We start from the raw sequence: 23,524 nt of genomic DNA on the forward strand, positions 1-23,524 counted from the left end.
ATTGGTGCCATGCACATTGATCCATCGCAGGTTCCGGCGGCGAAGAACCTCGCCACGCCGGTCGCCGACACCAAGGAAGCCGCCGAGCCCCCCTCGGCCGGCGCGGTGCCGATCGGCAAGGTGGATAAGCTCCAGGGTGATGCCTGGATCATCCACGACAGCCAGAAGGTCCCCGCCAGGGTCGGCGCGATTCTGGCCCAGGGCGATTCGGTGGAAACCTCGCAAGGCAGCCAGATTTCCCTGGTGTTCGCCGACCGCACCACCTTCGTGCTGAAGGACAAGGGCCTGGTGGGCCTGGACGAGTTCTCCTACAACCCGGCCACCAAGAGCGGCAAGCAAACCCTCCTGGTGGCCCAGGGCGGCTTCAGCTTCGTGTCGGGCGATATCGCCAAGACCCAGCCCGACGCCGCCCACATCGCCACCCCGGTGATGAGCATGGGTATTCGCGGTACCACGGTGGCCGGAGCCGTGGGCGCCGACGGCAATACCTCGGTGGCGCTGCTGCCCGATCCCGGTTCCAACTTCGTCGGCGAGGTGGCGGTCAGCGCGCTCGGCGGCGGCGGCCAGACCTTCACCCTCAATTCCGCCGGCTCGGGTATCCTCAACGCCAGTTCGGGAAGTTCGTGGTCGGTATCGGCCAATGCGGCGGCAGCCGTGGCGAATTTCGCTCCTGCCCCGGTGGCGCCGCCCGCCACGTCGCCCAATCTCGGCAGCGGATCGACCGGAAGCGGCAACGGCCCGGCCGGCAACACCGGGGCTCCGACCGATCCCGGCACCGGTGGAGGAGGAGACCATCCACCGCCGGTCTCGCTGCCGCAGCCCATTCCGGATCCCAAGCCGGAACCGAAACCTGAGCCGAAGCCGGATCCCAAACCCGATCCCAAGCCCGATCCCAAGCCGGACCCGGTGCCGCCACAGAACCACGACCCAACTGTCACATCCACGACCCATGCCACCGCCGACGATCACAACGGTCTGACCAGCGGCACCATCACCGCCCGCGACAGTGACGGCGATAAGCTGAGCTATCACCTGCAGGGCGGGTCGGCGCTGGACGCCGCCCACGACGCCAAGGTGACCACCCACGGTACCATCACCCTCAATACCGCCGACGGTACCTACACCTTTACCCCCAATACGGCGGCGGCGGGCATGGCCACCGGGCAGACCGCCACCGACACCGCCGCCGTGGTGGTGAGTGACGGCCACGGCTCGATCACCGCTACCGCCACCGTCGACATCACCGGTACCAACGACACCCCGACGGCCAGCGGCTCGGCATCGGCCGGCTCGACGACGACCAATACCGCGCTGACCATTTCCATCTCGACCCTGGTGGGCAACGTCACCGATCCCGACAGCGGCGAGACCGCCTCGCTGACCCTGACCGGGACGATCACCGCCCTGCATGGCACGGTGGTGGACAACGGCAATGGCACCGTCACCTATACGCCCACCGGCGGTTATACCGGTGCCGACACCCTCAGCTACACCGTCATCGACGTGAACGGCGCCACCGTCGGCGATACCGCCACCCTGACCGTGGGCGCCGGAGCCAACAGCGCGCCGACCATTTCGGCGGGCGTCAATGCCACGGCCAGCGACCATGCCGGCCTGACCGCCGGAACCATCACCGCCGGCGACGTGGACGGCGACACCCTGGCCTATCACCTGCAGGGCGGGTCGGTTCTGGACGCCACCCACGATATCAAGGCGACCACCCACGGCACCATCACCCTCGACACCACCAACGGGCACTATACCTTCACGCCGGATGCCTCGGCCGCCGCTCTGGGGCTGGGGCAGACCATTGCCGACACCGCCACCGTGGTGGTATCCGACGGCCATGGCGGCACGGCCAACACCACGGTGGCGGTCGGCATCACCGGCACCAACGACACCCCGGCGGCGAGCGGCTCGGCGGCGGCCGGCTCGACGACGGCCAACACCGCGCTGACCATTTCCATCTCGACCCTGGTGGGCAACGTCACCGATCCCGACAGCGGCGAGACCGCCTCGCTGACCCTGACCGGGGCGATTACCGCCCTGCACGGTACGGTGGTGAACAACGGCGACGGCACAGTTACATACACGCCCATCGGCGGTTATACCGGCGCCGATACCCTCAGCTACACCGTCACCGACGTGAACGGCGCCACCGTCGGCGATACCGCCACCCTGACCGTGGGCGCCGGAGCCAACAGCGCGCCGACCATTTCGGCGGGCGTCAATGCCACGGCCAGCGACCATGCCGGCCTGACCGCCGGCACCATTACCGCCAGCGATGTGGACGGCGACACCCTGGCCTATCACCTCCAGGGTGGGTCGGTGCTGGACGCCACCCACGATATCAAGGCGACCACCCACGGTACCATCACCCTCGATACCACCAACGGGCACTATACCTTCACGCCGGATGCCTCGGCCGCCGCTCTGGGGCTCGGGCAGACCATTGCCGACACCGCCACCGTGGTGGTATCCGACGGCCATGGCGGCACGGCCAGCACCACGGTGGCGGTCGACATCACCGGTACCAACGACACCCCGACGGCCAGCGGCTCGGCGTCGGCCGGCTTGACGGCGGCCAACACCGCGCTGACCATTTCCATCTCCACCCTGGTGGGTAACGCCACCGATCCCGATAGCGGCGAGACCGCCTCGCTGACCCTGACCGGGACGATCACCGCCCTGCACGGCACGGTGGTGGACAACGGCAATGGCACGGTCACATACACGCCCATCGGCGCTTATACCGGCGCCGATACCCTCAGCTACACCGTCACCGACGTGAACGGCGCCACCGTCGGCGATACCGCCACCCTGACCGTGGGTGCCGGACTCACCCAAAGCGGCACAGTGCTGCACTCCACGGTGGCCACCACCCTGGCCGATACCGATTTCGCAGGGTTCACCGGCGCCAATACCCTGGTGTTCGACGTGGCCGCCGGCACCCAGGGCGTGACGCTCGGCACCAACAGCAACACCACCGGCATCACCAGGGTCGACGCCTCCCTCACCACCGGCGGCATCACCATCGACGGCCTGGCGGCCAGCGGCAACCTGTCGCTGCTTGGCGGTTCGGGCAACGACGTCATCCACGGGGCCAGCAACGACGCCCTGATCGACGGCGGTACGGGAACCAACGTGCTGTCCGTCGACGGCATCAACTTCGACGACACCTATGGCAACAACGGCCAGATCGTCAACATCCAGACCATCAACATCACCAACGCCACGGTGGCCGGTCAGTGGTTCAAGTTCGACGACCAGAACGACGGCTTCACCATCAACGTCACCAGCACTCAGAACGTCACCGTCCAGGGCAGCCAGGGCAATGACGTCATCAATGGCGGAACGGCCGGCGAATACCTGTGGGGCGACCAGGGCAACGACACAATCTACGGCAACGGGGGCAACGACACCCTGGTGGGCGGGTCGGGCAACGACGTCCTGACCGGCGGGGCGGGCACCGATGTGGCGGTCGTCAACGCGACCACGGCGGCCAGCACCATCAGCGCCAGCGGCAGCACCCTGACCGTACTCAGCACCGATGGCACCGACACCATCAGCGGGGTCGAGACCCTGCGCTTTACCGACCACGACGTCACGGTGTCGGGCGGCACCGCCTATTCCGAGGTCCAGGCCAACACCTACACCACCAGCGACCAGAAGAATCCGGCGATCACCACCCTGTCCGACGGCGGCTATGTCATCGCCTGGCAGTCCAGCGGCCAGGACGGCGACACCTGGGGTGTCTATGCCCAGATGTACAATGCCGACGGTTCGGTTCGCGGTTCCGAGCTTCACCTGAGCGGCTATACCGCCGGCGAGGAGAACGAGGTGACGCTGACCGCCACCTCGGACGGCGGCTTTATGGCCTCGTGGACCCAGTGGGCCGGGGAGGACGGCAACTATGGCGGCATCTTCGCCCGGCGCTTTGATTCCTCCGGCAACAATGTCCTGCTGACCGGCGCCAACGGCTCCGGCGAGTTGCAGATCAACGTCACCACCGCGATGGACCAGAACGATTCCTATATCACCATGCTGTCCAACGGTGGGTTCCTGGTCACCTACAAAGTGGACGACACCGATTATTCCGGAGTCTCGGGGCGTTTCTTCGACAGTTCGGGTGTTGCCACCTCGGGCGAGTTCCGGATCAACCAGTTTGCTACCCAGCACCAGATTTCCTCGGCCTCGGCCCAGATGTCCAACACCAACGTCATCGTGGTCTGGCAGTCCGACAACCAGGATGGGGACAACAGCCGGGGTGTCTATGGCCGCATCATGGACACCTCGGGGAATTTCCTGGGCAACGAGTTCGTGCTGGCCACCACCACCAACGGGGTGCAGAACACTCCGGCGGTGGCGGCGCTGGGCAGCGGCTTCGTCGCCATCTGGAGTTCCGAGAACCTTGCGGGTGATTCCGGCTTCGGTATCGCCGGACAGCGCTTCGACAGCGTCGGTGCCAAGGTCGGGTCCGAGTTCCACATCAACACCACCATGCCCGGCGACCAGTCGTTGCCGCAGGTGGTCACCCTGGCCAGCGGCGGCTTCGTGGTCGTATGGCAGGATTCCGCCGCCGACGGCTCGGGCAAGGGTATCTTCGGGCGGGTCTACGACGCTTCGGGCAACCCCATCACCAGCGAATTCCTGGTCAACACCACCGCCGCCCTCGACCAGGGAAATCCGGTGGTGACCGCCCTGGCGGACGGCAGCTTCGTGGTCGCCTGGGATTCCAACGGGCAGGACGGCGCCGCCACCGGTGTCTACAGCCGGCACTTCAACGCCGACGGCACGAGCTTGGCGCCGCTCACCCTGACCGCGTCCACCGGCAACGACACGCTGACGGTGGGCAGCGGCGTCCATCTGGTCGATCTCGGCAATGGTGACGACACCCTGAACACCAGCATGAGCGCGCTCAACGCCGGGATGTCGGTCCATGGCGGCGCCGGTTCCGATCAGGTGGTGATCAGCGACACCGCCTCGCTGGGCACGACGCAATTGGGACAGTTGACGGGGGTCGAGACCCTGACCCTGGCCTCGACCATCTCCACCGCCCAGAGTGTTGACCTGGGAAGCGACAGCAATACCCCCGGCCTGGTGGTGGTGAATGGCGCGGCGGCCACCGGAGCCCTTACTCTTAACGGCAGCGGCAAGACCGCCGCCCTGACGCTGACCGGTGGTTCCGGCAACGACATCATCACCGGCGGCGGCGGCAACGATACCCTGATCGGCGGTTCCGGCAACGATACCTTCGTCGGTGGCGCCGGCGGCGATTCGCTGACCGGCGGGGCGGGCAGCGACACGTTCGTCTACACGGCGCCGTCTCAGACCCAGGACGGGATCGCCAACCGCGACATCATCACCGACTTCGTCACCGGCACCGACCACATCAAAATCTCGCTGAGCGGGACGCATGTGGACGTGTCGAGCTTCGCCTCGGTGGGCAGCTATAACGGCGGGCAGGCGACGCTGGCCCTCGGCGGCGTCATCGGTGACGGCTTCTATTCCAGCGGCGACGCGGCTTTCTATATCTATACCCAGGGCACCACCACGGCCATTTCCGATGGCGGCTACGTCATCGGCAGCACCAATGCCATCAACGCCTCGGACCTGCAATTCGATATTACCGGCACCTCGGGCAACGATACCCTGGTGGGCGGGGCCGGTGCCGATACCATCAGCGGCGGAGGGGGCGACGATACCATCGTCGGCGGTGGGGGCGGCAACGTCATCGATGGCGGTACCGGTACCGATCAGCTCAGCTACGCCACCCTAGGGGCGGGGATTACCGCCACGGTTACCGGAGCCTCGGCCAGCGTGGTGCATTCGGGCGCCACCGATACCGTCTCCAACGTCGAGGTGCTGGTCGGCACCGCCTATAACGACACCATCAAGACCGACGGCGCCGTGGCCGGCACGGTGATCGGCGGTGGCGGTACCGACAGCTTCGTCCTGACCGCCAGCCCCGTCGCCAATCAGACCATCGACGGCACCGGCGGCACCGGCAGCAGTCTGACGCTGGACATCGCCGGGCGTTCCGCCGATTCCCTGGTGCGCGATATGTCGTGGAGCGGTTCCGACCTGGTGCTGACCATGGATGGCGGCGGCACCGTGACGATCACCGGCGATACCGTCAACATCGTCGTCGATCCCCTGGACGGCTCCACCCACCACATCGTCGGGCAGGGTCTGGCGACCACGGCGCTGCAGGACTACATCGTGGTCGGCAGCGGTGCCGATACGTCGCTGACCGGCAATACCGGCGACGATATCCTGGTCTGGCACAGCGGCAACGCCACCCTTGACGGCGGAACCGGCAACGATACCGCCGATTTCGGCCATGCCTCGGGGGCGGTGGTCGCCGACCTGTTCGCCGGCACCACGGCGGTGATCGGCGGGGCCGAGACCGTTCACCTGCAATCCACCTTCACCGAGATTCACGGCGGCGATTACAACGACACCCTGACCGCCGGCACCGGGGCATCCGTCCTGATGGGCGGCGATGGCGACAACGTTCTGGATGGCAGCCACAGCTCGTCGGCCACCGTGTCGTACCGCGACCAGTTGAGCGGCGTTACCGTCGACCTGACGGCCGGCACCGCGACCCACGGAGCCCATACCGACACCCTGACCGGCATCTCGGGGGTGATCGGTTCGGACTTCTCCGACACCATTACCGGCAGTGCCGGAAACGATTACCTGGACGGTGGCCATGGCGCCAACACCCTGACCGGCGGTGCCGGGGCGGATACCTTCGTCCTCCATGCCTCGGCCAACGCCACCGCCACCCAGACCGTCACCGATTTCACGGTGGGCACCGACCAACTGGCCCTGTCCAATCGCGAGTTCAGCCTGGGCAGTTCCGGGACCTTGACCGATGGGGTCAATTACGGCGAAGGGACGGCCATGGACGGCACCGCCCGGAATTTCGGCAGTGGCACCGACGGCGTGGTGGCCATTCAGAACGGCAGCAACGTGGACCTGTGGCACACCAGCAACATGAGCGCCGCGACCAGCACCAATTCCCACTTGGTGGGCACCTTGGAGAACGTCAACACCAGCGCGCTGGACAACACCAGCTTCCACCTGGCGGTCTGACCGGCCGAAAGGCGCGGCCGCCAAGAGGACTTGCCTGAGGCCAGAGCATCTGGCACTTTCTGCCGACAGGGGGCTTCGGCGGGCTTGCGTCCTGCCCTCCCACCCCCTATCTTCTGCGCCTCGGCGCGGGTGTAGCTCAATGGTAGAGCAGAAGCTTCCCAAGCTTACGACGAGGGTTCGATTCCCTTCACCCGCTCCAACGCTTCTGCGGCTTACAGCCCCGCAATCCCGAAAATAGCTTGAATTTTCGGACCAATTTGGACCACGCTAGTGGACCAAGGGTGGTCCAACGTGTCCGCCCGGCTTGCGATTCCGGAGGCGGAAATGGCGACCATTGACCAGCGCGGCCCCCATCAGTTTCGAGCCCGTGTGCGCCGGAAGGTGGGCGGCAAGTTGGTTACTCTGACCGAGACCTTTGAGACCCGCGAAGCGGCTGAAAAATGGGGGGTGACCAGAGACGGAAAGGTCGTCGGCGATGAGTACGTGGACCGCAAGGAGGCTCGTTCCAAGACGGTGGCGCAAGCCTGCGAATGGTTCATGGATCGCATCGCGCCGATCGATACGACGACGAGCAAGCGCGTGGCCAAGAGCCAGCATGCCAAGAACCAGCTCTCCAAACTGAAATACTGGATCACCTCGGAGTTCGCCTCCTGGTCCCTGGTCTCGCTCAAGCCCTGGGATCTGATCGACTGGCGAGATCAGACGATGGATGAAGAGGGCTGCTCCGCCCAAACCATCGTTCACCGCCTTAACACGCTGTCGCAGGTCTACGTGAACATCGCCTTGGCCCTGAAAATCGAACTCGCCAATCCAGTTGGCGAGAAGGTCCGCCCCTCCCTTGGGCCGGGTCGTGATCGACGCCTGGATGTTCACCCCGACAAGGACGGCAAGGACGAGGAGGTCAGGCTGCTGGAAGCCTGCGCCAGCAGTTCGCGCCCGTGGCTGAAGGCGGCCGTCATCATCAGCCTGGAATCGGCCTTGCGTCAGTCCGAGCTCGCTGGCCTGACCTGGGATCGGGTCAAGCTGAATGCCGAATATCCCCACTGCGATCTGCCGCGCACCAAGAATGAGCGCCCGCGCCGGGTGCCGCTTTCCACCAAGGCCATCGCCGCGTTCAAGTCTCTGCTGCCAGAGAATGTCACAGTCCTGGGCAAGCGCCCGGTGTTCCCCGTCGAGACGCCCCGAGCCTTCGGCCACGCTTGGCGCGACGTGGTGAAGGATGAGACCTTCCCGGACTTCCGATGGCATGATCTCCGCCACGAGGCCGTCAGCCGCCTGTTCGAGCGCACCGATCTCCGCGACAATGAGATCATGGCCATCAGTGGCCATCTCCGGCCGGAGATGCTGACGCGATACACCCATCTGAGGGCGGATAGGTTGGGTGGGCGACTGGGTTAGGAGGCCACTTCACCCTTGCCTCAGCGCGGCGCAGAAACTACATTGTATTCGGTTGTATTCTCATAGGGCCCGCTGCCATGCAGAAAGATGTGACCATCACCGCCCGCATCGAATCCGATTTGTCCGACCGGCTGAATCGTCTGGCAAGCGTCCAGGGACGGAGCAAGTCCTGGGTCGTGGGCAAGGCGCTGAAAGCCTATCTCGATGCCGAACTGGCCTTCGTCGAGGCGGTCGAGGACGGCCTTGCTGATATGCACGAAGGTCGCACCATCCCCCACGAGGAGGTAGTTGCCCGCTTCCAGTCCCGCTTTGGAGCGGCTGAGTGATCATCCGGTGGACCCGAAAAGCAGAAGCCGATCTGGCGGATCAATGCGACCATATCGCCAAGGATGATCCCGTCCTGGCGGCCCGGATCGGCGGCGATATCTTCCGCACCATCCAGGGATTGAGCGATTTTCCCCTGCGCGGACGGCCTGGCCGTGTCGATGGCACCCGCGAATTGGTCCTGGCGGGATTGCCCTGGATTGCTGTTTACGCCGTCACCGACAGCACCATCGTGGTCTTGCGTCTGCTCCACGGAGCGCAAGCCTATCCACCGGAGTAGCTCGGGATGACTGACCACGCAGCCGACCGGATCATGCAGGGCTTGAGCGAAGCTCTCGCCCACGCCAAGGGCGAGATGATTCCAGACCTGGCGCCTCACATTCCCGCCCAGGTGGACGTGTCGGCCATCCGCCGACGCACTGGCCTGTCCCAGGCCGCCTTCTCGCGTCGCATCGGCGTTTCGCCGACAACCCTGCGCAATTGGGAGCAAGGCCGCTGCAGCCCAAAAGGCCCTGCACGCGTGCTGTTGGCGATGCTGGACCGCAATCCCCGGATCGTCGAAGAAACGCTGGAGTAAATAGCTCGGCTCGGAGATCGCCATGCGCACCCTTGACGACATCATGACCCAGCTTCGAGCGCTTCTGCCCGACCTACGTTGTCGCTATCCCATCCGCTCCATAGGGGTGTTTGGCTCGTATGTGCGTGGCGAACAGCGTGAAGGCAGCGATTTGGATGTGCTGGTGGAATTAGGCGACGGCATGGATTTGATCGCCTTTGCCGGCCTTCAGATCGAACTCAGCGATGCCTTGGGGCTTTCCGTCGAATTGGTCGAGCGCGAGGCACTGCGCCCCAGGCTGGCGGCTCATGTTCTCGCGGAAGTCATGCTCTTGTGACGTCTAGCCGCGATCGTGAAATTTAAAGTTTCCGCCCGATCAGTTCGTCGAGCATTCGCCAAGCATTGTCAATCTGCTTGATGTCGCCGCTAGTCATGGCCTTGCTTAGCTCCGAGTAGGCCGCCTCAGCTCGCTTACGCGGCTTGGAATCGGTTGAAGGAATTCTATCAATCGCATTCAGAAGAATTCTATTCACGATCGACTGAAGCCCCGCCAATCTATTTAAGTCTTGGTCATTCACGTCAATACACCTTGTCAGATCAGAATTCATATAGATGATCAGTGCGCGGCATCATAAAAAGAGACCGCTCATGTCATGCGAACGGATCCATATTCTTCTCCCTAATAACCTTGAACAATACTTTGATTCTAGCGAATAACCTCTCAAACCCCTGAAGCGAGGCTTCGGTAAACACATCTGCAGGCTTCTCAGCTGCTTTGCGAAGTAGAAGTTTGGCCGGTCGTGTCTTGTTGAACTCCATGCCAAGTTCCTTGAAGGCTTTTTCATAGCGCTGAACTCGCCGAGGAAACTTATCATTTAATTTCAGAGTTTTGCCCTTGAGGTCCTTAGCGTAGGCCTCGAGGACAAGCGCCTCATAAACGGCAGGATCGATGAGGTCCTCAATGTCGGCCTCTGCCTCAGCCGCGAGCCCCTCACTGGCGAAAACAACATGATCGTCAGCCAGCAGCTTCTGCTTAACCAGATCCTCGGCCGTTTGGCGTGAGGCACGCTCGTCATCGAGCAGGATGACCACTTTCAGCTGGTTTGAAGCCAGCAGTACAACAAGATAGTGGACCTTTTGGGCGCCTCCCGCTGGAGTGACCGTAACCACGTCAGGCAAATGTGTGCGTCCAGCATCCTTGAGTGCCTCGGAGAATACGGTCAGATACCAGTAGTCGGTGACAGGCCTTCCAGAAGCCAGCGTTCGAATGTCGGTACGTGGTAAAGAATCCGGCCGCTTTTCCGAATCACCGGAGGACCGTTGACGCAGTCTTTCATCCCCAGCTTCTTCAGCCGCGAATAGGGAATAATGTGGCCGTAAAGTGTGGCGATCTCGCGCCGTGTTTTGAAATCTGAGGGAGCCATTATGGTCGCACACCTCTGCTGCGACCTGCCCATCCCACAGACAGAGTCCACAGCTTGGTGTGCGACGCCCAGGCTTTGCAGCAGCGATAGCGGCTGCCAGACGGCCGTAGTGCCCTGAGGTGCGCCCCTGCGAGGGGGCCTTCTTATCGGCTCTGGCGATTACTCATCGCCCCGCTGCCGTTCTCAGGTAATCTTGCGGTCCTGGTCCGACACACATCGAGCGACACCTGACGGCCACCCGATATTGGGATGAGCTAAAATTAGCAGAACCGCGAGGAACCAGCAAGCCGATCCTTGGACCAATTTGGACCACGAAGAGCGAACTTTAGGGAACTTTTACGAACTCAGGCGAACCAATAATATCAACAAAAACAGTTGACTGGCGCGAACTGCCTGGAACCGCTGGGGGCTCTGGACGGCTTCCCAAGCTTACGACGAGGGTTCGATTCCCTTCACCCGCTCCAACGCTTTCCCAAGGAAATCAACGAACAAGCATCCGCCGGAAGGCCGGATGTTTCATTTGCCGTGGGATTTGGCCCGAGCTATTTCAGATACAGCGCCACGGCCAGGGCGGCGGCGATGACCCAGGCTATCAGGGACGAGGGGCGGCGGATGCGGCCCTGGTCGGCGAAGATGGTCTTTACCGTGTCGGGATGCAGCTTGAGGCCGTGGTTGACCAGCATGGAATAGGTCTTCTCGGTCTCGGCCAGCAGGCGGGGCAGGCGTTCGAGCGAGCCGACCACGCTGGTCACCGTTTCCCGCACCCGGGCCTCGGGGCCGAGATTCTCGCGCATCCAACCCTCGATCAGCGGTTGGGCCAGATGCCACATGTTGATGTTGGGGTCGAGGATGCGCCCGACGCCCTCGGCCACCAGCATGCTCTTTTGCAGCAGCAGCAATTGCGGCTGGGTTTCCATGGCGAAGGTCTCGGTGACCTGGAACAGCTGGCCCAGCAGCTTGGCGATGGAAATCTCGTGCAGCGGGCGGCCCAGGATGGGTTCGGCGATGGAGCGGCAGGCCTGGGTGAAGGTATCCAGGGACTGGTCGGCGGGCACGTAGCCGGCAGCGAAATGCACCTCGGCCACCTTGCGGTAGTCGCCCGACAGGAAGCCCAGCAGCATCTCGCCCAGGAAACGCCGGGTGCGCTTGTCGACGCGCCCCATGATGCCGAAATCCATGGCGATCAGGGTGCCGTTCTCACCGATGAACAGATTGCCCGGATGCATGTCGGCGTGGAAGAAGCCGTCACGGAACACCTGGTTGAACATGGCCTCGGCGGCCTTGGCCAGCACGTCGACGGGATCGATGCCGGCGGCCCGCAGGCGGTCGGTCTCGTCCACCGGAATGCCCGAGACGCGCTCCAGGGTCAGCAGGCGCTTGCCGGTGCGCAGCCAGTCCACCTCGGGGACCTTGAAATTGTCGTCGCCGCGGAAGTTCTCGGCCAGTTCGGAGGCGGCGGCCGCCTCGAAGCGCAGATCCATCTCGAGGGTGACGGATTCCTCGAAGGTCTTGACCGTCTCCACCGGCTTGAGGCGGCGGATGCGGGGAATGGTCAGCTCCGCCCACTCGGCCAGCCAATACAAGAGGTCGATGTCGCGGTGGAACTTGGCCTCGACGCCGGGACGCAGCACCTTGACCGCCACTTCGCGGCCTTCGCGCGTGGTGGCGAAATGCACCTGGGCGATGGAGGCCGCCGCCACCGGTGCGTCGTCGAAGGTGGAATAGAAATCGGACAGCGGCCCGCCCAGTTCCTCCTCGACGATGCGCCGCGCCTCCGCGGGCGGGAACGGCGGCAATTCGTCCTGCAGCCCCGACAGGTCGGCGGCCATTTCCTCGCCCAGCAGGTCGGCGCGGGTAGACAGCGCCTGGCCCAGCTTGATGAAGGACGGTCCCAGTTCGGCCAGGGCGGCGGCCAGCCGCAGGCCCGGACGGCCGGTACTGACCGGCGAGCGGCCGCCGCGCAGCAGCTTCGAGCCGAAGCGCGCGATGGGCAGGTAGTCTTCCAGCAGGAACAGGGCGTCGTGGCGGGCCAGGACGCGGCCGATGGTCAGCAGGCGGTTGAGATTGCGGACGGAACGGATCATTTATGCGCCCCTCGCCGGGCGCGCCCGTGTGGGCGCTTGGCCGCCGCCTCAATGGCGGCAAGGATGCCGGCGAAAATGAAGTTCGCCGGCATCAGAGCCGCCAGCCCGAATGGATGGCGGCGATGCCCGCCGACAGGTTGCGCACCTCGACACGGGCGAAGCCGGCGGCCTCGACCATGGCGGCCATCTCCTCCTGGGGCGGGAACTTGCGGATGCTTTCCACCAGATACTGATAGGCCTCGGCATTGCCGGTGACCATGCCGCCCACCTTGGGCAGCACGTTGAAGGAGTAGGCGTCATAGGCCTCGCGCAATCCCGGTACGATGACGCGGGAGAATTCCAGGCACATGAAGCGCCCGCCCGGTTTCAGGACCCGGTAGGCCTCGGCGATGGCGCGGTCCCAATGGGTGACGTTGCGCAGGCAGAAGGCGATGGTATAGCGGTCGACCGACCGGTCGGGTATGGGCAATTCCTCGGCATTGCCGCACACCCAGGTCAGTCCCCCCAGCAGATTGCGGTCCACGGCGCGGTCGCGCCCGACGGCCAGCATCTCGCGGTTGATGTCGCAGACGGTGACCGGTCCGCCGCCCCGCTTTTTCCAGCCGAAGGCGATGTCGCCGGTCCCGCCGCCCACGTCCAGCAGGGTCTGGTCCGGGCGGGGACGCAGCATGTCGAGGAACGCCGACTTCCACAGGCGATGCACGCCGGCGCTCATCAGGTCGTTCATCAGGTCGTATTTGGACGCCACCGAATCGAAGACGCCGCGGACCAGAGAGACCTTCTCGGCCTCGGCCACGGTCTTGAAGCCGAAATGGGTGGTGCCGCCGTTGTGGGAATGGCTGTTCGTCATGGTGCGGCACCTTATCGCGGAATTTCGGCGCTGTCACGAGGAGGGAGGGGACTTGGCGCGGCGCCTCCATTATACTGACGGCCATGCCCGAGCTGCCCGAAGTCGAAACCGTCGCAAAAGGCCTGGCCCAAGTGTGGGACGGGCGCCGTTTCGTGTCGGTGGAGACGCGGCGCGCCGGATTGCGCCTGCCGTTCCCCCGGGACTTCGCCAAGCGCCTGACCGGCCGCACCGTGGAGAAGGTCGGGCGCCGCGCCAAGTATCTGGTGGTGCGGCTCGACGGCGGGCTGGTGATGCTGGGCCATCTCGGCATGTCGGGACGCATGACCATCGGAGGGTTGCGCAATGCTCCGCCCGGTCCCCACGACCACGTGGAATGGGTGACCGATCAGGGCGTCAGCGTGACGCTGACCGATCCCCGCCGCTTCGGCCTGATGACCCTGTGCGATGCTTCCGAACTGGCAAGCCACCCGCTGCTGGCCGGCATCGGGCCCGAGCCGCTGGATGACGCCTTCGATGCCGGCGTGCTGGCCGAAGCTTTGGCGGGCAAGAGCGGGCCCATCAAGACGGTGCTGCTGGATCAGAAGGTGGTGGCGGGGCTGGGCAATATCTACGTGTGCGAAAGCCTGTTCCGTTCGGGCATCTCGCCGCTGCGCCCCGCCGGAGGCCTGAGCCGGGCCGAGGTGGGCCGCCTGCTTCCCGAGATCAAGGCGGTGCTCCGCGAGGCCATCGCGGCGGGGGGCTCCACCCTGCGCGACCACGCCCGCCCCGACGGCGAACTGGGGTATTTCCAGCACTCCTTCCAGGTCTACGGCCGCGAGGGCGAGAGCTGTCCCGGCTGTCCCGGGGCGCCGGAATGCGGCGGTATCAGCCGGATTACGCAGGCGGGCCGCTCCACTTTCTATTGTGCGAAGCGTCAAGGGTGATGGTATAGGCTTTCCATGGCTCGTTTTCGGCGTCTGGCTACCGCTTTCGTGCTTACCCTCCTGCTCGGCGCCGGTTCGGCGCGGGCCGAGGCGTTCCTGTCCGCCTACGAGGATCTGCCGCTGCCCCCCGGCCTGACCGAGGCGATGGGGTCGGGCGTATCCTTCGATTCTCCCTCTGGGCGGATCGTCGAGGCCTATGCCCACGGCGCCGCCAAGGCCGCCGACATCCTGAAATTCTATGCCGCCACCCTGCCGCAGTTGGGCTGGACCCGCGAGAGCGACCGGCTCTACCGCCGCGAGGCCGAGGTGCTGCGACTCGAGACGTCCCACGACCGCGCCGGGACGACCCTGCGCTTCACCATTTCCCCCGAGTGACACACCCCAATCGACACTCTTAGCGAAGAGGAATTCCCATGGCTTTCGAGAACATCACCGTCGAGACCCGCGGCAATGTCGGCCTGATCGCGCTAAACCGCCCCAAGGCCATGAACGCGCTGTGCGCCGCCCTGATCAGCGAGCTGGGCCAGGCGCTCGACGCCTTCGAAGCCGACGATTCCATCGGCGCCGTGGTGCTGACCGGCTCGGACAAGGCCTTCGCCGCCGGCGCCGACATCAAGGAGATGGCGTCGAAGGGCTACATGGATGTCTACCTCGCCAACTTCATCACCGACGGCTGGGAGCGCGTCACCAAGTGCCGCAAGCCCATCGTTGCGGCGGTGGCCGGCTTCGCGCTGGGCGGCGGCTGCGAGATGGCCATGATGTGCGACTTCATCATCGCCGGCGACAACGCCAGGTTCGGCCAGCCCGAGATCACCATCGGCACCATTCCCGGCGCCGGCGGCACCCAGCGCCTGACGCGGGCCGTGGGCAAGTCCAAGGCCATGGAGATGTGTCTCACCGGCCGCATGATGGATGCCGCCGAGGCCGAGCGTGCCGGGCTGGTCAGCCGCATCGTGCCGGTGGCCGAACTGGTGGATGAGGCCGTCAAGGCCGCCTCCAAGATCGCGGCCCTGTCGCGCCCCATCGTCATGCTGTGCAAGGAATCGGTCAACGCCGCCTTCGAGACCATGCTGGCCCAGGGCGTCACCTTCGAGCGCCGGCTGTTCCATTCCACCTTCTCCACCGAGGACCAGAAGGAAGGCATGGCCGCCTTCGTCGAGAAGCGCGCCCCGGCTTTCAAGAACAGGTAGAACGGCGACGGAGCCCGGTGAATCCGCCGGGCTCCGATTCAACGCTTGACGACCTTCCGGCGCGGACATATAAACGCGCCTTCGAATTTGCAACCGTGTTCCAAGGTTCTGATCCATGGCCCATCATAAGTCGGCTAAGAAGCGCATCCGCCAGACCGAGCGTCGCACCGAGGTCAATCGCGCCCGCGTGAGCCGCATCCGCACCTTCGTCAAGAAGGTCGAGCTTGCCATTTCCGGCGGCGATTCCGCCGCTGCCCAGGCCGCCCTCAAGGAGGCTCAGCCCGAGCTGATGAAGGGCGCCCAGGCCGGCGTGCTGCACAAGAATACCGCGTCGCGCAAGGTTTCCCGCCTCGTCGCCCGCGTCAAGGATATGAAGCCGCTGGCCTAGTGCCAATGGTTTGATTTTCCTGCGATTTCCAAGGGCCGCGCCTTGTGCGCGGCCCTTGTCGTTTTTGTGATTCAAGGCAAATCCGTGAGTCTGGAATTGCAAGCAAAAAATTTTCCATGTTCGCGTTCCGATCACGTTGCGAGTCAACAAGCGGGTCGGTAGAGTCGCGAACCTCGCTGGTCGCAATAAAGCGGCGCCGCGAAATCAATAGAATTTTGTCTTTTTTATTTGTTCTCTGTTTCGCACTACTGTGTGAAGCGGATCACAGCCCGTTGATGACTTTTTGTAATATGGATGGTTGGACGTATTTACAGTCTGGTCACACCGGAGTATGACTCGGCGCGACCAACGTCAGGGGTGGCAAAGCCGTATGTGTACGGGGCGTTCGCGGCCCGCGGGGAGGGGACCCCACCATATAATGTCGCCGCCGGCGAAAAGAGGTCGGTGTCGAGGCAAGGTTTCACGGCATCGCAGGACGATGGGTCAAGGATTCGGGGACGGCAATGGTAAAGTCTGAGTGGGATCGGGTGAAGGTCAGGCTGAAGGACGAGGTCGGCGACGCCGCTTATCGCTCCTGGCTGCGGCCCATCACCCTGCACGGCATGACCGACGACGCCGTCAAGCTGGCCCTGCCGACGCGCTTCATGCGCGACTGGGTCAACACCCACTATGCCGAACGCATCCGCACCCTGTGGGGGGCCGAGAACCCAGCCATCCGCAATGTCGAGATCGTGGTCGAGGCCGCCCGCGCCGTCTCCGTCGCCCAGAGTGCCGCCAAGACGGCCACCGCCGCCGTGAAGGCTCTCCCCGCCGCCGAGAAGGCCCATTCCGCCGAAAAAGCCCATTCCGCCGAAAAAGCCCGTCCCGTCGAGGTTGCCCGTCCCGCGCCGTGCGCCCCGGCCGCCGCGCCGGGCAACGACATCGACGAACTGGGCGCCCCGCTGGACAATCGCTTCACCTTCAAGAACTTCGTGGTGGGCAAGCCCAACGAATTCGCCTGGGCGGCGGCACGCCGCGTGGCCGAGGCCGATCAGGTATCGTTCAACCCGCTGTTTCTTTATGGCGGCGTCGGCCTGGGCAAGACCCACCTGATGCACGCCATCGCCCACCACATCCGCGAGCGCAGCCCCGAGCGCAGCGTGCTGTACCTCTCGGCCGAGAAGTTCATGTACCGCTTCATCCGGGCGCTGCGCGGCCAGGACACCATGTCGTTCAAGGAGCAGTTCCGCTCCGTCGACGTGCTGATGATCGACGACGTGCAGTTCATCGCCGGCAAGGATGCCACCCAGGAAGAGTTCTTCCACACCTTCAACGCCCTGGTGGACCAGGGCAGCCAGATCGTCATCTCGGCCGACAAGTCGCCCAGCGACCTGGAAGGGATCGAGGAACGCCTGCGGTCGCGCATGGCCTGCGGTCTGGTGGCCGACATCCACGCCACCACCTACGAACTGCGCCTGGGCATCCTGCAGTCCAAGGCCGAGCAGATGGGGGTGATCGTGCCCCAGAAGGTCATGGAATTCCTGGCCCACAAGATCATCTCCAACGTCCGCGAGCTGGAAGGCGCGCTGAATCGCGTGGTCGCCCATTCCCAGTTGGTGGGCCGCACCATCACGCTCGAAACCACCCAGGAAGTGCTGCACGACCTGCTGCGTGCCTCGGACCGCCGGATCACCATCGAGGAGATTCAGAAGAAGGTGGCCGAGCACTTCACCATCAAGCTGGCGGAAATGTCCTCGGCCCGGCGCTCGCGTCAGGTGGCCCGGCCCCGCCAGATCGCCATGTATCTGGCCAAGCAGTTGACCAGCCGTTCGCTGCCCGAGATCGGCCGCAAATTCGGCGGCCGCGACCACACCACCGTCATGCACGCGGTGAAGAAGGTCGAGGAGCTGAAGGAATGCGACCAGAATTTCGCCGAGGACGTGGAACTGCTGCGCCGCATGCTGCAAGGCTGATCCCTACCCCCGAAATCGCTTTTGGACTCCGGCGCCTGTGATATACTGCCCAGCCCTGCCTCAGGGGGGGGCGGTAATGAATCATATGGGTAGTCAGCAAAACGCCATGAAACTGACCATCGAGCGCGCCGCGCTGTTGAAGTCGCTGGCCCACGTCCAGAGCGTCGTCGAACGCCGGACCACCATTCCGATCCTGTCCAACGTCAAGCTCGAGGGCCGCGCCGGCCAGCTGTCGCTGAACGCCACCGACATGGATCTCGACATCATCGAGGCGGTGCCCGCCGACGTGGTGCGCCCCGGCGCCACCACCGCGCCGGCCCACACCTTCTACGAGATCGTGCGCAAGCTGCCCGACGGCAGCCAGGTGGAGATCGAGCACGACGCCGAGAGCGGCCAGTTGACGCTGCGCTCCGGGCGGTCCAAGTTCTCGCTGGCCTGCCTGCCGGTCGAGGACTTTCCGGTCCTGTCGGGGGGCGATCTGCCGTTCAGCTTCTCGCTGTCCGCCGGCGAGCTGAAGACCCTGATCGACCGCACCCGTTTCGCCATCTCGACGGAAGAGACCCGCTACTACCTCAACGGCATCTACCTGCATGCCGCCACCAGCGAGGGCGTCGAGGTGCTGCGCGCCGTGGCCACCGACGGCCACCGTCTGGCCCGGGTGGAGATCACCCTGCCGGACGGTGCTTCGGGCATGCCGGGGGTGATCGTGCCGCGCAAGACCGTGGCCGAGATCCGCAAGCTGATCGACGAGACCGACGGCGAGATCACCGTGTCGCTGTCCGAGACCAAGCTGAAGTTCGCTTTCGGCGATGCCGTGCTGACCTCCAAGCTGATCGACGGCACCTTCCCCGATTACGAACGGGTGATCCCCGCCGACAACGACAAGGTGCTGGTGGTCGACTGCAAGAGCTTCGCCCAGGCCGTGGACCGCGTGTCGGCCATCTCCACCGAAAAGAGCCGGGCCATCAAGCTGGCCATCGAGAAGGGCACCGCCACCCTGTCGGCGTCGAGCGCCGAGAATGGCAGCGCGGTGGAGGAGATCGAGGCCGATTACACCTCCACGCCCCTGGAGATCGGCTTCAACTCGCGCTACCTGATGGACATCCTGGCCCAGGTGGAGGGCGACACCGCCCGCTTCGCCATGGCCGACGCCGCCTCGCCCACCGTGGTGCGCGAAGTGACCGATGGCGGCGCCATCTACGTGCTGATGCCCATGAGGGTGTGATCGGCGGCCTGGTGACCGGCGCGGACCCGGCGTCGCGGCCTGCGGTGCGCCGCCTGTCGCTGACCGACTTCCGCTGTTATCGGACGTTGCGTCTCGAGACGGATACCCGGCCGGTGGTGCTCACCGGCGCCAACGGGGCCGGCAAGACCAACATCCTCGAGGCGCTGTCCTTCCTGGTTCCCGGACGCGGCCTGCGCCGCGCCGGGGCGGCGGATATCAGCCGTCACGGCCTGCCCGCCGGCTCTCCCTGGGCCGTGGCGGCCAGCCTCGACGGACCGGCGGGACGGGTGGAGATCGGCACCGGGCGCGAAGCCGGTCACGAGCGCCGCTCGGTGCGCATCGACGGCAAGCCGGCCAAGCCCGGCGATCTGGCCGGATTGGTTTCGGCGCTGTGGCTGACCCCGGCCATGGACCGGCTGTTCATCGAGGGGGCGAGCGGACGGCGGCGCTTCCTCGACCGTCTGGTCTTCGGGCTGGTGCCCGGTCACGGCGCTGAATCGGGTGCCTACGAGCACGCCATGCGCGAGCGCACCCGCCTGCTGCGCGCCGCCCGCGACGGCGGTCCCAGGGTCGATCCGGCCTGGATCGCGGCGCTGGAAGAGGGCATGGCCCGCCACGGCACCAGCGTGGCGCTGGCCCGGGTGGAGAGCATCCGCCGACTGGACGCGGCCTGCCGCGCCGGGCTGGGGCCGTTTCCCGCCGCCGGTCTGGCGGTCGAGGGCGAGATCGAGGGCTGGCTGGCCGGGGGATCGTCTCCCGACGAGGCCGGGGAGAGGTTCAAGAGCGCGCTGCGATTCGCGCGCGCGCGCGACGAGGCGGCCGGGGCCGCCACCTGCGGTCCGCACCGTTCGGACCTGCTGGTGCGCCACGTGCCCAAGGATTTGCCGGCGGGGCAATGCTCCACCGGCGAGCAGAAGGCGGTCCTGGTGTCCATCGTGCTGGCCCAGGGCCGGGTCCAGGATCAGGCGGGCGGCCGGGCGCCGCTGCTGTTGCTGGACGAGGTGGCGGCGCATCTGGACGACGTCCGGCGCACCGCCCTGTTCGACGAGCTGTGCGGCCTTCGGGCGCAGAGCTGGATGACCGGAACCGACGCGCTGCTGTTCGCCGGCTTCGGGGAAAGGGCCCAGTTTTTCCGGGTGACGGACGCAACGGTCGCCCCAGATAAGGTTGAGACGTGATGAGCACCGAACCCATGATCCCCAACGATCCTCACGCCAGCGCGAACGGCGCCGAGGAATACGGCGCCGGCTCGATCCAGGTGCTGCGTGGTCTGGAGGCGGTGCGCAAGCGTCCCGGCATGTATATCGGCGACACCGACGACGGCTCGGGCCTGCATCGCATGATCTACGAGGCGGTGGACAACGCCGTCGACGAGATCATGAACGGCTTCGGCGACCGCTGCGACGTGGTGCTGAACGCCGACGGCTCGGTGCTGGTCACCGACAACGGCCGTGGCATCCCGGTGGACATCCATCCCGAGGAAGGCATCTCGGCCGCCGAGGTGGCGCTGACCAAGCTGCATGCCGGCGGCAAGTTCGAGCAGAATTCCAACCGCATTTCGTCGGGCCTGCACGGCGTCGGCATCTCGGTGGTCAATGCGCTCTCGGAATGGCTGGAACTGCGCATCTGGCGCCATGGCAAGGAGCACTTCATGCGCTTCCGCCACGGCGAGCCCGAGGCGCCGCTGTCCGTGGTGGGCGAGTCCGGCGACCGCACCGGCACCCAGGTGATGTTCCTGCCGTCCAAGGGGACCTTCTCGCACACTGAGTTCGACTTCGACACGGTGGAGCACCGCCTGCGCGAACTGGCCTTCCTCAACTGGCGGGCCACCCTGACGCTCAAGGACGAGCGCCACGCCGACCCCCGCGACGTCACCCTGCATTACGAGGGCGGCGTCCAGGCCTTCGTCCAGTGGCTGGACCGCTCCAAGGAGGCGCTGCACGCCCCCATCCTGGTCTCCGCCGAGCGCGACGTGGTGCGTCTGGAACTGTCCATGGAATGGACCGACAGCTATCACGAGACCTGTCTGTGCTTCACCAACAACGTGCCGCAGAAGGACGGCGGCACCCATCTGGCCGGTTTTCGCGCCGCGCTGACGCGAACCGTCAACGCCTATGCCAATGAATCGGGTATCGCCAAGAAGGAAAAGGTCAACCTGGCCGGCGACGACATGCGCGAGGGCCTGACCTGCGTGCTGTCCATCAAGATGCCCGACCCCAAGTTCTCCTCCCAGGCCAAGGAAAAGCTGGTTTCCTCCGAGGTGCGTCCCCTGGTGGAGAACCTGGTGGGCGAGAAGCTGGCCGAGTGGTTCGAGGAGCACCCCTCCGAGGCCCGCAAGATCGTCACCAAGGTGGTCGAGGCCGCCGCCGCCCGCGAGGCGGCGCGCAAGGCCCGCGAACTGACCCGGCGCAAGGGCGTGCTCGACATCGCCACCCTGCCGGGCAAGCTGGCCGATTGTCAGGAACGCGACCCGGCGCTGTCCGAACTGTTCATCGTCGAGGGCGATTCGGCCGGCGGCTCCGCCAAGCAGGGGCGCAACCGCGCCAATCAGGCCATCCTGCCGCTCAAGGGCAAGATCCTCAACGTGGAGCGGGCCCGCTTCGACAAGATGCTGTCCTCGGCCGAGATCGGCACCCTGATCGCCGCCATGGGCACCGGTATCGGGCGTGAGGATTTCAACGTCGACAAGGCGCGTTACCACAAGATCATCATCATGACCGACGCGGACGTGGACGGCTCCCACATCCGTACCCTGCTGCTGACCTTCTTCTATCGCCAGATGCCGCAGCTGATCGAGCGCGGCTACCTCTACATCGCCCAGCCGCCGCTCTACCGCGCCAAGCGCGGGCAGAGCGAGGTCTACCTCAAGGACGACCGGGCGCTGGAGGAATACCTGATCGACGGCGGCCTGTCCGACGCCGTGCTGCGTCTGGCCGACGGTACCCAGGTGGCGGCCGCCGATCTGCGCGCCCTGGTCGAGCAGTCTCGTGCGGTGCGCAATCTGCTGAACCCGCTGACCCGGCGTCTGCCGCTCAAGTTCCTGGAGCAGGCGGCCATCGCCGACGCCCTGGATTCGACCCTGCTCACCGATCAGGCCCGCGGTCCGGCCATGGCGGAAGATCTGGCCCGGCGCCTCAACGCCCTCGAGCCGCAACTGGAACGCGGCTGGACCGGGACCTGGGTGGAAGGCGACGGCTACTCGTTCTCCCGCACCCTGCGCGGCGTCACCGAGACCCATCACCTGGATTCGGCGGTGATCCGCTCGGCCGAGGCCCGGCGCCTGCACGACCTCGCGCCGCGCCTGCGTGAAACCTTCGATCAGGCCGCCACCCTGGTGGTCAAGGAGCGCGAGACGGTCCTGGCCGGGCCGGTCGCCCTGGTCACCGCCGTGATGGAGCAGGGCCGCCGCGGCATCGCCATCCAGCGCTATAAGGGCCTGGGCGAGATGAATCCCGAACAGCTATGGGAAACCACCCTGGACCCGCAGGTGCGTTCGCTGCTGCAGGTCAAGGTTGCCCAGGCCGACGACGCCGAACAGGTGTTCTCCACCCTGATGGGCGACGTGGTCGAACCCCGCCGCGACTTCATCCAGACCAACGCGCTGAAGGTCTCGAACCTGGACGTTTAACCGGCCATACGCTGGGAGGGGGGGGCGCTTTCGCGCCGCCCCATGTGGTTGATCCAGCGCCGGGCCAGGTTGACCAGCACGCGGCGTTCCAGCGCGCCGGGAGTGCCGTTTCTCCACGAATCCAGCAGGCGGCGGGCCGAGGCGATAATGGCCATGTGGTCGCTGCGCGGGGCTTCGTCATGGGCGAAATGGATGACGATGGTCCGGACCAGGGTTTCCAGGGCCTGTTCCACCACTTCGGGCGGCGCTCCCACCGAGCGGGCGACGTCGATCTCGTTGAGGATGCTGATCACCTGCCGATGCTCGGCATCGGCCTGGACATTACCCACCGAGAAACGCGCGTCCCAAATGGCGATCATCTTCGCCCCCGAATTTACCCTTTGTTAAGAGTGCCTCGGGAAGGCCGCAATGTTGATGGGGGTAAACGGGTAGCCGTGCCGCTACCCCGGAGGAGGGGGGACTCCCCTCCGGCGTAGCGGCT

18 protein-coding genes and 1 tRNA gene are annotated in these 23,524 nt (G+C 65.3%); 15 read left to right on the top strand and 4 right to left on the bottom strand.

The annotated features are described in order from the left end of the window. Positions 1–9 precede the first annotated feature (9 nt). The 7 genes from CP958_RS27395 to CP958_RS19760 all read left to right on the top strand — a co-directional run bounded on the left by CP958_RS27395 (position 10) and on the right by CP958_RS19760 (position 9,716). Complete coding sequence (locus CP958_RS27395; protein WP_096703901.1) at positions 10–7,101, top strand: cadherin-like domain-containing protein; 7,092 nt, start codon at positions 10–12, stop codon at positions 7,099–7,101. 125 nt (positions 7,102–7,226) lie between these two features. Beyond that, positions 7,227–7,300 (top strand) — tRNA-Gly (locus CP958_RS19735). A gap of 125 nt (positions 7,301–7,425) precedes the next feature. Beyond that, positions 7,426–8,499 carry a site-specific integrase gene (locus CP958_RS19740; protein WP_096703902.1) on the top strand — a complete coding sequence of 358 codons (1,074 nt, stop codon included), beginning with the start codon at positions 7,426–7,428 and terminating at the stop codon, positions 8,497–8,499. Positions 8,500–8,576: 77 nt separating this feature from the next. Continuing rightward, positions 8,577–8,825, top strand: coding sequence for a ribbon-helix-helix protein, CopG family (locus CP958_RS19745; RefSeq protein WP_197706432.1), 249 nt, complete (start codon positions 8,577–8,579; stop codon positions 8,823–8,825). Beyond that, positions 8,822–9,103, top strand: a complete 282-nt coding sequence (locus CP958_RS19750; protein WP_096703903.1) for a type II toxin-antitoxin system RelE/ParE family toxin — start codon at positions 8,822–8,824, stop codon at positions 9,101–9,103. Before CP958_RS19745 ends, CP958_RS19750 begins: the two co-directional genes overlap by 4 nt. A gap of 6 nt (positions 9,104–9,109) precedes the next feature. Continuing rightward, positions 9,110–9,400, top strand: coding sequence for a helix-turn-helix domain-containing protein (locus tag CP958_RS19755; RefSeq protein ID WP_096703904.1), 291 nt, complete (start codon positions 9,110–9,112; stop codon positions 9,398–9,400). A gap of 22 nt (positions 9,401–9,422) precedes the next feature. Next, a complete protein-coding gene (locus CP958_RS19760) occupies positions 9,423–9,716 on the top strand; it encodes a nucleotidyltransferase family protein (RefSeq protein WP_096703905.1) in 294 nt (97 codons plus the stop codon). Positions 9,717–10,030: 314 nt separating this feature from the next. Here CP958_RS19760 and CP958_RS19770 read toward each other — a convergent pair whose 3' ends face one another. From CP958_RS19770 to ubiE, 3 genes are all read right to left on the bottom strand, one after another. Next, positions 10,031–10,558 carry a hypothetical protein gene (locus CP958_RS19770; RefSeq protein ID WP_096703907.1) on the bottom strand — a complete coding sequence of 176 codons (528 nt, stop codon included), beginning with the start codon at positions 10,556–10,558 and terminating at the stop codon, positions 10,031–10,033. Positions 10,559–11,345: 787 nt separating this feature from the next. Beyond that, positions 11,346–12,887 carry a 2-polyprenylphenol 6-hydroxylase gene (gene ubiB / locus CP958_RS19775; protein ID WP_096703908.1) on the bottom strand — a complete coding sequence of 514 codons (1,542 nt, stop codon included), beginning with the start codon at positions 12,885–12,887 and terminating at the stop codon, positions 11,346–11,348. 91 nt (positions 12,888–12,978) lie between these two features. After that, the gene (gene ubiE, locus CP958_RS19780; protein ID WP_096703909.1) at positions 12,979–13,737 is read right to left on the bottom strand and encodes a bifunctional demethylmenaquinone methyltransferase/2-methoxy-6-polyprenyl-1,4-benzoquinol methylase UbiE; all 759 of its coding nucleotides are present in this window, start codon (positions 13,735–13,737) and stop codon (positions 12,979–12,981) included. 83 nt (positions 13,738–13,820) lie between these two features. Between ubiE and mutM the strand changes: the two genes are divergently transcribed. The 8 genes from mutM (at position 13,821) to gyrB (ending at position 23,043) form a co-directional block, all read left to right on the top strand. After that, entirely contained in the window at positions 13,821–14,660 is an 840-nt protein-coding gene (gene mutM / locus CP958_RS19785; protein WP_096703910.1) for a bifunctional DNA-formamidopyrimidine glycosylase/DNA-(apurinic or apyrimidinic site) lyase, read from the top strand. A gap of 48 nt (positions 14,661–14,708) precedes the next feature. After that, positions 14,709–15,035, top strand: coding sequence for a hypothetical protein (locus CP958_RS19790; RefSeq protein ID WP_242443009.1), 327 nt, complete (start codon positions 14,709–14,711; stop codon positions 15,033–15,035). Positions 15,036–15,073: 38 nt separating this feature from the next. After that, entirely contained in the window at positions 15,074–15,850 is a 777-nt protein-coding gene (locus CP958_RS19795; RefSeq protein ID WP_096703912.1) for an enoyl-CoA hydratase, read from the top strand. A 115-nt stretch (positions 15,851–15,965) separates the two neighbouring features. Further along, a complete protein-coding gene (gene rpsT, locus CP958_RS19800; RefSeq protein WP_096703913.1) occupies positions 15,966–16,238 on the top strand; it encodes a 30S ribosomal protein S20 in 273 nt (90 codons plus the stop codon). A gap of 503 nt (positions 16,239–16,741) precedes the next feature. Beyond that, entirely contained in the window at positions 16,742–18,190 is a 1,449-nt protein-coding gene (gene dnaA / locus CP958_RS19805) for a chromosomal replication initiator protein DnaA (RefSeq protein ID WP_096703914.1), read from the top strand. Between the two features lie 106 nt (positions 18,191–18,296). Continuing rightward, positions 18,297–19,415 carry a DNA polymerase III subunit beta gene (gene dnaN / locus CP958_RS19810; RefSeq protein WP_096703915.1) on the top strand — a complete coding sequence of 373 codons (1,119 nt, stop codon included), beginning with the start codon at positions 18,297–18,299 and terminating at the stop codon, positions 19,413–19,415. Continuing rightward, positions 19,412–20,593, top strand: a complete 1,182-nt coding sequence (gene recF, locus CP958_RS19815; protein ID WP_096703916.1) for a DNA replication/repair protein RecF — start codon at positions 19,412–19,414, stop codon at positions 20,591–20,593. The genes dnaN and recF overlap by 4 nt, the downstream gene beginning before the upstream one ends. Then, a complete protein-coding gene (gene gyrB, locus CP958_RS19820) occupies positions 20,593–23,043 on the top strand; it encodes a DNA topoisomerase (ATP-hydrolyzing) subunit B (protein ID WP_096703917.1) in 2,451 nt (816 codons plus the stop codon). Before recF ends, gyrB begins: the two co-directional genes overlap by 1 nt. On the opposite strand, the gene CP958_RS19825 is transcribed toward gyrB, so the two are convergent. Then, a complete protein-coding gene (locus tag CP958_RS19825; RefSeq protein WP_096703918.1) occupies positions 23,040–23,402 on the bottom strand; it encodes a hypothetical protein in 363 nt (120 codons plus the stop codon). The two genes, gyrB and CP958_RS19825, sit on opposite strands and share 4 nt — an antisense overlap. Positions 23,403–23,524: the final 122 nt, after the last annotated feature.

Origin of the sequence: Magnetospirillum sp. 15-1, from assembly GCF_900184795.1 — a bacterium.
In the GTDB taxonomy this organism is placed as follows: Bacteria; Pseudomonadota; Alphaproteobacteria; order Rhodospirillales; family Magnetospirillaceae; genus Phaeospirillum.

Coding starts and splice junctions, on each gene's coding strand:
- rpsT (WP_096703913.1), top strand. CDS start 15,966: ATGGCCCATCATAAGTCGGCTAAGAAGCGCATCCGCCAGACCGAGCGT.
- CP958_RS19825 (WP_096703918.1), bottom strand. CDS start 23,402: ATGATCGCCATTTGGGACGCGCGTTTCTCGGTGGGTAATGTCCAGGCC.
- dnaN (WP_096703915.1), top strand. CDS start 18,297: ATGAAACTGACCATCGAGCGCGCCGCGCTGTTGAAGTCGCTGGCCCAC.
- ubiB (WP_096703908.1), bottom strand. CDS start 12,887: ATGATCCGTTCCGTCCGCAATCTCAACCGCCTGCTGACCATCGGCCGC.
- CP958_RS19760 (WP_096703905.1), top strand. CDS start 9,423: ATGCGCACCCTTGACGACATCATGACCCAGCTTCGAGCGCTTCTGCCC.
- ubiE (WP_096703909.1), bottom strand. CDS start 13,737: ATGACGAACAGCCATTCCCACAACGGCGGCACCACCCATTTCGGCTTC.
- gyrB (WP_096703917.1), top strand. CDS start 20,593: ATGAGCACCGAACCCATGATCCCCAACGATCCTCACGCCAGCGCGAAC.
- CP958_RS19745 (WP_197706432.1), top strand. CDS start 8,577: ATGCAGAAAGATGTGACCATCACCGCCCGCATCGAATCCGATTTGTCC.
- CP958_RS19755 (WP_096703904.1), top strand. CDS start 9,110: ATGACTGACCACGCAGCCGACCGGATCATGCAGGGCTTGAGCGAAGCT.
- mutM (WP_096703910.1), top strand. CDS start 13,821: ATGCCCGAGCTGCCCGAAGTCGAAACCGTCGCAAAAGGCCTGGCCCAA.
- dnaA (WP_096703914.1), top strand. CDS start 16,742: ATGGTAAAGTCTGAGTGGGATCGGGTGAAGGTCAGGCTGAAGGACGAG.
- CP958_RS27395 (WP_096703901.1), top strand. CDS start 10: ATGCACATTGATCCATCGCAGGTTCCGGCGGCGAAGAACCTCGCCACG.
- CP958_RS19795 (WP_096703912.1), top strand. CDS start 15,074: ATGGCTTTCGAGAACATCACCGTCGAGACCCGCGGCAATGTCGGCCTG.
- CP958_RS19740 (WP_096703902.1), top strand. CDS start 7,426: ATGGCGACCATTGACCAGCGCGGCCCCCATCAGTTTCGAGCCCGTGTG.